Source organism: Paraburkholderia sp. UCT70, from assembly GCF_050434085.1.
Taxonomy (GTDB): Bacteria; Pseudomonadota; Gammaproteobacteria; order Burkholderiales; family Burkholderiaceae; genus Paraburkholderia; species Paraburkholderia tuberum.
Genome location: NZ_JBNPVZ010000001.1, coordinates 446,497 through 458,253 on the forward strand (window position 1 = coordinate 446,497; position 11,757 = coordinate 458,253).

The 11,757-nt window shown below is 58.8% G+C and carries 9 protein-coding genes and 3 pseudogenes; 3 read left to right on the plus strand and 9 right to left on the minus strand.

What is annotated here, in order from left to right:
* Positions 1 to 213: 213 nt before the first annotated feature.
* The 6 genes and pseudogenes from OKW41_RS02180 to OKW41_RS02205 all read right to left on the minus strand — a co-directional run bounded on the left by OKW41_RS02180 (position 214) and on the right by OKW41_RS02205 (position 5,552).
* Positions 214 to 1,344 carry an NAD(P)/FAD-dependent oxidoreductase gene (locus OKW41_RS02180; RefSeq protein WP_429571407.1) on the minus strand — a complete coding sequence of 377 codons (1,131 nt, stop codon included), beginning with the start codon at positions 1,342 to 1,344 and terminating at the stop codon, positions 214 to 216.
* On the minus strand, positions 1,337 to 2,974 hold the full coding sequence (locus OKW41_RS02185) for a methionine--tRNA ligase (RefSeq protein WP_429571408.1): 1,638 nt from the start codon (positions 2,972 to 2,974) through the stop codon (positions 1,337 to 1,339). Before OKW41_RS02185 ends, OKW41_RS02180 begins: the two co-directional genes overlap by 8 nt.
* Before the next feature lie 43 nt (positions 2,975 to 3,017).
* Complete coding sequence (locus OKW41_RS02190; protein ID WP_429571409.1) at positions 3,018 to 4,079, minus strand: NAD(P)/FAD-dependent oxidoreductase; 1,062 nt, start codon at positions 4,077 to 4,079, stop codon at positions 3,018 to 3,020.
* On the minus strand, positions 4,079 to 4,435 hold the full coding sequence (locus OKW41_RS02195; RefSeq protein ID WP_429571410.1) for a cupin domain-containing protein: 357 nt from the start codon (positions 4,433 to 4,435) through the stop codon (positions 4,079 to 4,081). Before OKW41_RS02195 ends, OKW41_RS02190 begins: the two co-directional genes overlap by 1 nt.
* Before the next feature lie 131 nt (positions 4,436 to 4,566).
* Positions 4,567 to 4,758, minus strand: a pseudogene (locus OKW41_RS02200) (DNA polymerase IV); the annotation flags it as partial.
* A gap of 158 nt (positions 4,759 to 4,916) precedes the next feature.
* Entirely contained in the window at positions 4,917 to 5,552 is a 636-nt protein-coding gene (locus OKW41_RS02205) for a response regulator (RefSeq protein WP_429571411.1), read from the minus strand.
* Positions 5,553 to 5,947: 395 nt separating this feature from the next.
* Between OKW41_RS02205 and OKW41_RS02210 the strand changes: the two are divergent.
* Positions 5,948 to 6,200: pseudogene (locus tag OKW41_RS02210) on the plus strand (IS6 family transposase); the annotation flags it as partial.
* Between the two features lie 61 nt (positions 6,201 to 6,261).
* Here OKW41_RS02210 and OKW41_RS02215 read toward each other — a convergent pair.
* Together OKW41_RS02215 and OKW41_RS02220 are read right to left on the minus strand one after the other, a co-directional pair.
* Positions 6,262 to 6,417: pseudogene (locus OKW41_RS02215) on the minus strand (integrase core domain-containing protein); the annotation flags it as partial.
* Positions 6,401 to 7,372, minus strand: coding sequence for a reverse transcriptase domain-containing protein (locus tag OKW41_RS02220; protein ID WP_429571412.1), 972 nt, complete (start codon positions 7,370 to 7,372; stop codon positions 6,401 to 6,403). The gene OKW41_RS02220 and the pseudogene OKW41_RS02215, both read right to left, overlap by 17 nt.
* A 461-nt stretch (positions 7,373 to 7,833) precedes the next feature.
* Between OKW41_RS02220 and OKW41_RS02225 the strand changes: the two genes are divergently transcribed.
* Positions 7,834 to 9,102, plus strand: coding sequence for an SIR2 family protein (locus tag OKW41_RS02225; RefSeq protein WP_429571413.1), 1,269 nt, complete (start codon positions 7,834 to 7,836; stop codon positions 9,100 to 9,102).
* Positions 9,095 to 10,828, plus strand: a complete 1,734-nt coding sequence (locus tag OKW41_RS02230) for an ATP-binding protein (protein WP_429571414.1) — start codon at positions 9,095 to 9,097, stop codon at positions 10,826 to 10,828. The genes OKW41_RS02225 and OKW41_RS02230 overlap by 8 nt, the downstream gene beginning before the upstream one ends.
* Positions 10,829 to 11,008: 180 nt before the next feature.
* Here OKW41_RS02230 and OKW41_RS02235 read toward each other — a convergent pair.
* Positions 11,009 to 11,757 (minus strand): hypothetical protein (locus tag OKW41_RS02235; protein WP_429571415.1); only part of this gene is annotated, 749 nt, incomplete at its 5' end.

The following is an 11,757-nucleotide window of genomic DNA, read 5'->3' on the forward strand; positions in this document are numbered from 1 at the left end:
CTCAGGATTCGGACAAAATCGTACGCTAGCGGTCCGGAAAGCCTTGTCGCGTAAGGCTTGTTCTCCCCGCACATGTCGACAAACACCATAGCAATCAGCGACGAAGATAAGCGCTTGATTTTATTGGTTGTGCAGTGCGGCTAACGTACGATTTACTTCATTTCCTGACGGCACCCCGATACCGAGTAACAATCTCAACGGCACCGCCGAACGTTAGTCGATAAATCGGCTAACCTCAAACTGGTGGAGGTCAACATGCATTTTTCCTCCGTCGATTAATGCGGCGATTTCCTGTCCAAACACCGGCGCGAATTTGAATCCGTGTCCCGACAAACCCGCAGCGACAATCAGCCCTTCGATGCGCGGATCAACGCCCACGATCGGATTCCCATCGGGGGTATCGTCGAAAAATGACACCCTACTGCCAACCGGCGACGCACCCGAGAGTCGGGAAAAACGCTGCGCGGCACGTTCGCAATATCGCCGGATCACGTCACCGTCCATCTGGCGGCGAAGCGCGTCCGGATCGACCGGGCAACTGTCGTCCGGAGCGAGGGAGCCGATCATATAGACGCCAGGGCTATCCAGCCGCAGATAGAAACCGAGCCCCCTTTCGCTATACCCGGGCAACCGCGCTTCGTCCACCTGCGTCCCAATCCTGCAGATGGCCACGCTTTGCCTCGACGCGGAAATCGGCAGATTGGCGCCGCAAGTCACAGCGAGAGAGGCCGCCCAAGGACCTGCGGCATTGACCACGACTGGGGAGTCGATTCTGCCGCGATCGGTTTCCACGCCGGTCACCCGCCCGTTGACTGTGTTAATGCGGCGCGCGGCCCGGTGCTCGTCGATGACCGCACCGAACCGCCGCGCGCCCTGTGCGAAAGACCGCGCTGTCGCGCGTGCATCGCAGTAGCCGGCATCCGGCTCGAATACCGCGCCAGCGAGACCGTCAACCTCGAGGTCGGCCATCAAAGCTCGCATCTGCGTTGGCGAATAGAGCTCAACGCCGGTGCCATCCGATTGCTGCTGATGCACCTGTCCGCCGGTGTTCTCCCACTCGGCTTGGGCCACGCCAGTCAGAAAACCGGTACGCTGGTAGCCGCAGTCGCCGTCGAACGTCTCGGCCCATTGCCGGTAGGCTCGCAAGCCGCGCGCCGCGAGTCGAGCCAACGCGGGGTTCGCATAGTACTGACGGACAATGCCTGGGGAATCGCCGGAAGAACCCGACGCGATTGTCCCGCGCTCGAGCAGTCTTACCGTCAGACCGGCACTCGCGAGATGCCACGCGACGCTGCTACCGGTCGAGCCGCCGCCTATCACCACAACGTCGGCAGTCTCACGCATGGCTTTCCACTCCGTCTAGCGAGAGGCTGACTGGCAGGCATGGACGGAGCGATTCCAGCGATAGCGGTGAGAACCATGCGCGGCAGTTACCTTGCGCATGCGGTGTCGACGCGCAGAGCATATCGTGCCGCAACGGCATCCCTTCATGTCCAAGCCCGCGCCACAGTTCGGCAGCCAGCCGGGGCATGACCGGCGCGGCAAAATATGCGAGGCCTTTGAGCCAACCGTATGCCTCTTCTGGACTTCCGAGATCGACCCGCGGCAGGCCGACCCATGCAAGCAGCACGGCACACGCAGCGCGCACGGAGACGGCATCGAGTCGAAATGCGTGATCCAACGTACTCGACGACGCCTCGAAGCGCTCGGCCACTGAAGCCGAAATGGACCACTCGCGCTGCGGACCTCGCGTCAGCGTCTCCCAGGCGGCGTCGATTCGTGCTTGCATCATGCCTGCCAAGTCATCGTTGACGAAGCGGATGAAGTCGCCCACGTCGAAGTTGGTCGTCTGCTCTTCCGGGCTCTCGCGAGCCAGAAAGTAACGCACTGCATCGCTTGACGCAGGTGTCATGTCGACGATATCGGCAGCCCAAACGACATGCAGCCTGCTAGTCGAGAACTTGGAGCCCTGAAGGTTATAGAAGTAGTTCGTCAGCACGTGATCGAACGGCTGACGCTCCGGCAACGCGTTCATCACCGGAACCGAGCCCGCCAACAGCAGGACGGCATTGTCGATGCCAAAGCTGACCAGCGTCGTCACGTCGCTGCCGTGGATCATCGGATGAGCTTCGCCGCCTGCCATCTGCGCGTAGCGCTCGCCGCACGTTAAGCCATACTCCCATCCGGCCTCGAACAGTACCCTGGGATTGCCCCAGCGGTCCGCCGACCAGGCGACGCCCCAATCGCCGGGCGCAGTCAACCTGAAAAGGCCACGCTCACGCGATAAAAACCGCAGCACTACCGCGATGAACTTCTCCGGTGCACCCGCGGATTGCAGACGCCGCAGAAATTCCGCTTCATCCGGCACGCGCAGGAAGAGGTTTTCCGTCTCACGCCATTCCAGATCGGCGTCGCCCATCCGTGGCTCGGGATGGAGCATCGACTCAGGACGAAAGTGGGCACCGCAGGCCTCGCAAAAATAACCGGCCGCCGGCGCTTCGCACTGCGGGCATTGGCCTGTCAGCCATGCGCCCGTAAGATACCGGCCGGTCGCGCGGCTGTACAGCACCTTCTCGGTGATGGTTTCGGTACAACCGCCCGCCACGAGGGTCTCGACAGCGCGCCGTGCGTTATCAGCATGGCTGGCTGCGTACGGCCCTTGCACCAGATCGAGAAAATCATCGACTTCGATATCAAGCGCTGCCAGATCGCGGGCAATCTGCGCATGATAGTCACGACAGACGTCCTCCGGCTGGCGAGTCTCCTGTAGTCCCTTCCAGAGCACGTACGAGTCGAAACCATCGACGGCGGACACGACGCGCACACGATGGCCTTGACTGCGCAGATAGCGGCACAGCATGTCCATCCGCAGATAGGGCCCGGCGATATGGCCGAGATGCAGGCGGCCGTTCGGCGTCGGCGGTATAGGCATTAGGAAAAACTTCCGCCTCGAAGAGTTCACAGTAGTGATCATGTGTGTGCATTTGAGAGAAACAGGAAGAGGGGAGGCATTTGCCTCATGCTTCGATCAGGCGCAAGGCTTCATCAGCGATGCCCGGCGCCAACCGGAAGCCCGCGCCGCTGCCAGCGCCAGCAAAAACCGCCGCGCGGCTTCGGTCGAGCGAGACCAGCGGTTCCCCTGTGGATGTGTAGGCGTCGCAAAACACCCGGCCACCGCAGCAGACATTGGCCAGCTCCGGCAGATAGCGATGCAAGACGTCTTTGGCCAGGTCACGGTCGCGCTCGCTGATTTCCAAAGCGTGCTTGCGAGGCCGGCAGTCCCATTCGTCGCTGCGAAAGCTGAACAACCATTGGTTGCGGGCGGGCAACGGCGTCAGATAGGCGTCGTCTTGTGGAAAGAATACGGCTGCGGCGTCAGGCTGCGGCGAGTGGTCGACGTGCAACGCGACGACTTTCTTGATCCGCACGTCGTGCGCGTCAGCGAACGTTTCGAAAGGCTCCTCCACGATCCAAGGCCCGACGGCAACCACAGAGCGCGCGGCGTGGAACGCACGACCATCCGCCAGCCGTACCTCGGCGCCCCCAGAAGACGGCCGCATCATCGTCACGGCGGCGCCTTCTACACAACTCACGTGCTCCGAACGCAGACTTGCACTGATCAACGACCTTGCGATAAGCCCTGGATCGTGGCTGACCGCCGTGCCGCCGCGCAACACAATCTGTGCGCCACCGAGATTCGCCGGAACGCCGAGCCTGTTTTCCAACTCCGTCTGTGGGATCGAGTCGCCACCGATCGAGAAGTCGACCGCGCCCGAGCGCACCTCGTCGCTAGATTGGGCGTCGGCAACCCAGAATACGTCGGCCTGGGTCGTTTTCAAACCGAGCAGCGCCTGTACATCGCCGTAAAGATCGGCGCTGATCGCCGCCAGCTTGCGTTCGCGCGCTGAACGCCCCGTGGCGAGAAGCACGCCGGCCGAATGGGCGGTCGCTCCGTCGCCTACCCTGTATCGATCGACGAGCACGATACGCCATCGCGGGTGGCCTAGAGTCGCCAGATACAAGGTCCATGCGCCGACTATGCCACCGCCGACAACCGCCAGATCGTATCTGTCAGTCATCATGCCCACCACACGGAGAAAATCTGCGCTTCGATACCACCGTTATTCCTCGCGAAGTGAGGCTTGCACGATTCGAAAAATACCGCTTGCCTGGCACTCACGCGATGCCATGCATGGTCGTAACAGACATCGACGGTACCCTCGGAGATGAACCAGATCTCCCGGACCGCATGCTCGTCTTCCAGCGTCCTGCAACCGGGTAGGATCGTGAACCGCGAAGTGCGTAGCGGCGCACCGGCCAACCCGCCGGCGAAGCTGTGCATGAACAGCTTCACGCCTTCAATATCCACGGCTTCCTGCCATTCCGGTATGACGGGAAACGGTGCCACCACCGCGTCCGCCGTTGCATCTTCCATGTGATTTTCCATAGCCATCCTTAAACGAGTCTCGCACCTCGCCGGTTGCGTTATGAAGCCATTTGCAGGCGGGGGCTCTCTTCTCCCCCGGAATTGCCTCGTGCGTCCCAACTCACGAAGGGCGCCGGCACTTCCGTCGCCGCACGCCGGATCGTGCCGGCGTCGGCAGTCGGACCCGGCAGCGTAACGTCACGTGTCACCGTGTCAAAGTCGGCGTAGCGCAGTTTTATTCCGATTGTTCGACCGAGGTACCCCTTGCGCCGAAGATCATTGAAAACCCTTGTGCAAAGCTCCGTAAAGACGGCCGAGAGGGCAGGGCGATCGGTTTTTTCGCAATAACGAGGTGAGGCAAAGCAGAGGCTATATCTTGAGTACTGCTTATGCCGACAACTCATAGAACTGCTTGGCCTCACCTCGTTATTGCGAAAAAACCAAATCGAACGCTCTCGGACCTCAATGGTCGATGGCAACGGCGATGGTTTCAAAGCGGGGCGATGCCGAGGCGGTGAGCCCACCGCACGAGTTCGGCGATGTTACGGGCATCAAGCTTCTGCATCATGTTCAGGCGGTGTGTTTCGACGGTTTTCAGGCTGATGGTGAGGCGTTCGGCGATATCGCGGTTGCGGCCGCCTTCGGCGATCAGCTTGAGCACCTGGCGCTCGCGCGTGGTGAGCAAGGCGCTGGTGACGTGCGCGCCGACCTTGATGGTTTGCCGGCGCATCGACTCGATCTGATCGAGGTTCAGCGCTGCATCGATATATTGCTGGCTGGCGCGCAGCGCAAGGATCGCGCCGAGGAGCGTGCCGGAGCTGCTGCGCTTCAGTACGTAGCCTTGTGCGCCGGCATTGAGCGCCTCGGCGACGCGGATCTCCGTGGTCATGGCGGACAGCACGAGGATGCGCGTGTCGCGCCAGCGGCGGCGGATCGTGCGGATCGTATCGATGCCGTCGAGCGAGGGCAGCTGCAGTTCCATCACGACGATGCCGGGGCGGTGTGCTCTGCATGCGGCAAGCGTCGCGTGGCCGTCGCCGGCGTCGGCCACCACGTCGATATACGGTGCGTCGGCAAACAGTCGACGCAGTACGTCACGAATCACTCCGTGCTCGTCGGCGATCACGATGCTGCTCACGCGGGACACGGAATACGTTGAAGTCTTGCCAGCCTGCCGCATGATCTGCGCCCCAGCGCGAAGAGGTCGCGGATGCGGAGGTGAGAGATTGGACAATGACATGATGGCTCCGGGGTGGTTAAATTTCATGTAAGTGTTGGTGCTGTCACGTTGACGATTCCGGGACAAAGCGGTGGCAGGTAAAGGGATCGCTCTCCCAAGAAACAAAAGTGTAGATGGCAATTATCATGCTGCAATCTACATGGTTATGCGCGATGCTTAAAGCTCAGGTTCTGCGTCCTGATTGACTGAGATCAACGGTGCGCAAATCAGCGGGCTCCGTTGCAAATAGCGCGGCGGGCGAATCGGTTAAGGTGTCGGGGTGAACGAATTGGGAACCGACGATGAGCAAGCTGAAGAGCCTGGAGGAACTGTTCGCAGGCCGTCACTTTGACCGCGATGTGATCATTCTGTGTGTTCGCTGGTACGCGCGCTACAAGCTTAGCCAGCACGATCAGGTCGAAATGATGGCGGAACGGGGTCTGTCGCTGGCGGACACGACGGTTCTGCGCTGGGTGCGGCTTTGCGCCGGAGTTCGTCAAACGGTGGAACTGCTTTGGCAGGTCCACCGGCCAGTCGTGGCCTGTCGACGAGTCTAGAGGTGGCCTCGTTCGTTCAGAAAGGATCTGCGAGTTTTTAAGTGGAATCGCTGAGGCGATCAAGCTGCCGATTTTATCGCTGGCAGCGTCGCGAAGTATGCTTCATCCGGTGTCTGGTCGCCGAGCTTCGAATGAGGCCGGTTCTCGTTATACCAGTTCAGGTAATTGCCGATTGAGCGGCGGGCGTGGCTGACCGAGTCATATGCTTTCAGATAGTTGAGTAGCCCGGCGGAGTCGCACCGCCAGGCCCTCCCAGAACTGCACGTGAGCCTCTCGACTCATACAGCTCCTATCGTCCAGCCGTGGCTCCGAGCGTCCAATGCGCGAACAGGTCGGGCGCGGCGTTTCCAGACGCCGCAACCAATCCCATGCCCGCAACTTGTGCGTTCGGAGTTTCTTGTATTTGCGCTGAGCCCAACGCACAATGAACGAATCCAGTGTACGTAAGGCCCCTCGAAGAGCGGAAGGCCGAAACCGCCCGTAGTAGCGAACCCAGCCCAGAAGTACCGGCTGTGTCCAACGAGCAACTTCGACAAGTTCAAGGTCATTGCGACTATGCAGCCGCCACCGACGCATTCGCAACCGCATTAATTTGGCCGCCTTGTCGCTTACCGCAGGAGCGAAACTGACGAACAGGGTCCCAGATCGACTCATTGAACTCCGGGGCCGAAAGCAGTAGCCCAGGAAATCAAAGCGTTGGACCGGATAGCTGCCGCGTCGTTTGTCGTCCTTGCAGTAGACGATTTTGGTCTTCTCCGGATGAAGCTGTAGTTTGCAAGCCGCAAGCCGGGCATCGAGCTCCGCTCGTAATTGCTTGGCCTGCGCCTCGCTCTTGCAGTGGCAAATGACATCGTCGGCGTAACGCTCAAACAGGACGCCGGGATAGTTCCGCGACATCCATTGATCAAACGCGTAGTGCAAGAACAAGTTAGCCAATATAGGGCTGATCACACCGCCCTGGGGTGTACCGCGTTGCCGAGGCAAACAGGTACCGTCCTCAGTTTCAAACGGCGCAGTCAGCCACCGCTCGATGTACAGCAGAATCCAGTCTTCCTTGATGTGACGACGCACGGCTTTCAGTACAAGCGCATGGTCGATCTGGTCGAACGCCGCCTTGATATCAAACTCAACAACCCAGTCGTCCTGCCAGCAACGCTTGCGCGTCACCATGATCGCCTGTTTTGCCGACTTTCCCGGCCGACATCCATAAGAATCTTCATGGAAGCGCTTGTCGAGGCCATTTCAAGATGTCGTGGCGGCAGCTCTGAGATTATGTCGAGTTCGTGGGGCGTCACCTGCCGCCACACCCTGTGATTACCGGTTCGTGCCGCCGACCAGCACAGCTACTTTCCATAATCAACGACTTGGCATAATCGGCCTTTGCCGACATTCGACGACGCTCTTTGGGATGTCAGCAATGTGGCGGGTTGCCGACAGTGACGGCGTGGTGCAGCAAGGCGACCGCTTCCGGCATCCGCCAACTCGCAGTTTCGACCCGTTGCAGTCCGGCAAAACTTCTACGACCGCTATGTTAAGATCAATGCGGCTGACGAGCGCGCAGGCGACTGCGCAGCAGCAGTCCTGCGCACCACCGGCCGGGCGCTGGAACTATAACTAGACCACTACGCCCGATGGATACCAATCAAGCGCTTAATGTGCCGACTCCGCTTGCTCCTGAGTTCAGCGGGGAACTCGCCTACAGACGCCCGGGTCAGTCCAACTGGGCACCGCTTTCAGAATCTGCCTATAGGCTTTTTTTGGGTGATGAAGATGCCGGCGACGAAGCCGAGCGGCGGTTGAATGCAAATAGAGCGGCTTGCAACGAATTGCTCGTTGGGGCACTTCAGTATTCCAATCTTGGATTTTTTGCCGGAAGTGGATCGTCGCTTGGTCCACCGCGAGGTCCTAGCATGTGGACGCTGTGGCTCGAAGCAATGTGCTCAGGCGGTCCGGCCGGCGACCTGACTACTACTGCGCAAGTTGTCTGCGACAAGGTCCGTTACGCTGAACGGGAGAATCCAAACATTGAGCATTTCCTGTCGCAATGTGACGCGTATCTCGCCTTCACTGACGACGAAGAAGTCGCGAACTTTCTGATCGAAGTCAAACAGAAGATTCTTGGACTGTGCAGCGAGTTCCTTCGCGACCCGCGTTCCGATATCTCAGCGTACCGACATCTTCTCCAAAAGCTGGCTCGGCGCCGGGTCCGTGATCCTCGCCTGAAAGTGTTCACAACCAACTACGACATGTGTTTCGAGACTGCCGCTGCAGAACTCGGGATAATGGTCGTCGACGGATTTTCGTACACTCGAGGTCGTAGGTTTGATGGCCGACACTTTGCGTACGATGTTGTGCGCCGTGAAACAGACCGGCAGGAGTTCGTCGAAGGCGTTTTCCAACTGCACAAACTTCATGGATCGGTGAGTTGGGAGCGCCAAGGGAATGAGATCTTTGAGTCGGGTGCGCCCGACCCCAGTCGGGTATGCCTGATTTATCCGGCTAAAGGCAAATATCAGCAGGCATTCATTCAGCCTCATCTGGAACTCCTGTCGAGATTTTTAGACTTCCTGCGGCAGCCAAACACCTGCCTCGTTATGTCTGGATTCGGCTTCAACGACGACCATTTGTCGGAGCCGATTCTGTCTGCCATTCAGTCGAACCCCAGTCTGAAGCTCATACTGACAGACCACCGCTGTATTGAGCACTTGCACAACCAAGGCTTTCACGGATCCAGCGTGTACTGGAAGAGGTTCAGCGATCTCGCCTCCAAGGGTTTCGATATTCATTTCATTGGTGGTTCATTTACCAACGTCGTGAACCTCATTCCTTCTTTGCAAGCCGTGTCACCTGCTGAGCAACTCTCTAATGCGATTCGACGGCTGGGAGTGGGGCGTGACTGACGATTCACTCAGTGCAGGGCTGCTGCAGAACAATCTACGCGTCGGCGTTGTCTCGAGCGTCACGGCAAACGGCGTGAAAGTCAACTTGGCTCATGCTGGTGAAGTGAGCGGTCAGTATCTTCGCTCTCATCGTTACGGACGTGGCGAGGTGGGCGAGCTGGTTTTGATCGAAGCGCAGCAAACAATGCTTCTGGGACGTGTGACGGAAGTCTCGCTGCCTGACAGAGACAGGGACGAGATTACGCAGGATTTTGGCGGAGCCGCAAAGATTGATGCTATTGGCATGATTCGCCTACTCGGGTCGGTGCATCCTGTCTCACTACGAGTGCAGGCTGGAATCTCGGCATATCCGCGCCTGGGTGATCGTGTTTTCTCTGCGCCCGGTGACTTTGTTTCGCGCATTCCCCGTTTAACCGGAGGTGGGATCGACGAGACTCCCCCGAAGGTTACCCTGTGCCTCGGCGTTGTATCTGGCGATGGCGGTTTCCCCATCACGGTCACGCCTGAGAAGCTATTCGGGCGCCACTGCGCAATCTTAGGCTCGACCGGTGGCGGGAAGAGTTGGACGACCGCCAAGATTGTGGAGGAATGCCGCCGTTACAAAGCCAAGATAATTTTACTCGACGCAACGAGTGAGTACCGGTCAATCATCGGCGACGACGTAATGCACCGTCATCTCGGCATCCCACTCCATCAGGCTCCGATGTCGCAAGAGATCGCCCTACCGCCGACAGACTTCACTGAAGGGGACTTCATTGCCTTGTTTCAGCCGTCAGGAAAAACCCAGGGCCCGAAACTCCGTGAAGCGATGAAAAGTCTCCGGCTGGCAGGACTTGCGCCCGAAGTCGCTCCAGACGGCTACGTGAAGAAGGTGAATGCTTCGAAGCTTGCTTACCGAAAAGCGTTGAAGCAGGCGAATAATGCTGCGTTGGTCGACAATCCTAGCCAACCATTTGACATCAATTATCTTGTAAAGCAGATCGTCGAAGAATGCTGCTTTCCCGAAAAAGATAGTGACTCTTCCCGCTGGGGCGGCCCGTCGAATGAGCTCTCGTACTGTTCGTCATTGTTGACGCGTATTATTGGGGTTACCGGGTCCGCATCGCTTTCCTGCGTATTCTCAGAAGCGCCTGGGATTGCAACCTTGTCGGAATGCATTGATGAGTTCCTCAACGGCGATGCTTCGGTGCTGCGCATTTGTATGAGCTCGATTGGTTACGAGTTCTCGGCCCGCGAGGTAATTGCGAACGCTATCGGTAGGATGCTGCTTCGACGAGCGCGCGCCGACGCATTTCGAAACAGACCTATCCTCGTCATCTTGGACGAGGCACACAACTTCCTTGGCAAATCCGTTGGTGCTGAAGACTTCGCGCTCAACCTTGACGCCTTTGAACTGATTGCAAAAGAAGGTCGGAAGTATGGATTGAATATCTGCTTGGCGACCCAGCGGCCGCGCGACATCACGGAAGGTGTCCTCAGCCAGATGGGGACGCTGCTCGTACATCGACTGACGAACGACCGAGATCGTGAAGTGGTCGAGCGCGCTTGTGGGGAAATTGACCGTTCGGCTGCCGCGTTCCTACCCAATCTGAAGCAGGGTGAGATTGCGCTTGTGGGTGTCGATTTCCCCATTCCTGTGACCGTTCAGATGGACCGGCCTCTGAAACCTCCGCTTTCCGATGGTCCCAGCTATCAGCAACTCTGGGACAAGACAGACGATTCTTAGCAATCTGCGGGTGGATAACCTACGACCATCTCTACGACGAGATCGCGGTTTTTGATGGGTTCCTGCTTGACGCTGCGGGCGCTGCCGACCAGATGGCCGAGGAAGCGTTAGAACGCTACCCGGAAGAGCGACGGCGCAATCAGCCATAGCTCGTTCGACCAGCAGCGCCTCCGCCGGATCTTAGGCGACTGCACTCCCCGGCTCGTCGCGAATGACGCGCATCGAGTTGACCATCCGGGAATGGAGGCACTGGTCGCGCTCCTCGTGTATCCATGCGCTCGCGTGCTCGTCGAAGTAGTGCTGCACGACGCCGGTCCGTCGAAATATATGCGGATCAAGAGGTCGAATCGCATTGGGATTGTGAAACACTTGCAATCCGTCTTCGAGCGTCTCCGTATGTTGGCCACGAGGCAACATGGTGCCTCGTGGCTTTCCACCAGGACCGCCCCAGGTCGCCGCGACAAAGCCAGGATTTTGACTCGCTTCGGCCATCGCCTCGACCTTTCCCCACGTGGCGGCACATGAGAACAGAACGGCGCTCACGTCCCGGTACTCTTCGGTGTTGAAAATTCCGAGCGGCACCTCGGCACCGTTCTCTTTTTCCACGAAGCCGAGCTTGACGCTCGGTGGTCCATCAGGATATCGCTCCTGATTCTTGCAGTACGCAGTTTCATCAACGTAGTCGTCGTACAGGACAGCACGAATGGCCCGGTCGTACTGGTATTGAAAATCTGGCTGCTCAAACGGAGCAATTGCCAGCACGAACGGCCGGGTCTTTACGTGGTCCAGCCTCACGTAACTCTTCGCATACTTCCGCGCCTTGGCACGAATCGCGTTTGCTAGACGGATCATAGCCTCCCTGTTCAACGGCCAGAAATCCTTCGCCGCGACTGCCTCACCGATGGGCACCTTTTTCTCCCATTCCGCCG

What these genes read in the sequence shown, in the direction of transcription:
- OKW41_RS02180 (WP_429571407.1), bottom strand. Translation starts at nt 1,344, where the DNA reads ATGCGTGAGACTGCCGACGTTGTGGTGATAGGCGGCGGCTCGACCGGT.
- OKW41_RS02185 (WP_429571408.1), bottom strand. Translation starts at nt 2,974, where the DNA reads ATGATCACTACTGTGAACTCTTCGAGGCGGAAGTTTTTCCTAATGCCT.
- OKW41_RS02190 (WP_429571409.1), bottom strand. Translation starts at nt 4,079, where the DNA reads ATGACTGACAGATACGATCTGGCGGTTGTCGGCGGTGGCATAGTCGGC.
- OKW41_RS02195 (WP_429571410.1), bottom strand. Translation starts at nt 4,435, where the DNA reads ATGGAAGATGCAACGGCGGACGCGGTGGTGGCACCGTTTCCCGTCATA.
- OKW41_RS02220 (WP_429571412.1), bottom strand. Translation starts at nt 7,372, where the DNA reads ATGGTGACGCGCAAGCGTTGCTGGCAGGACGACTGGGTTGTTGAGTTT.
- OKW41_RS02225 (WP_429571413.1), top strand. Translation starts at nt 7,834, where the DNA reads ATGGATACCAATCAAGCGCTTAATGTGCCGACTCCGCTTGCTCCTGAG.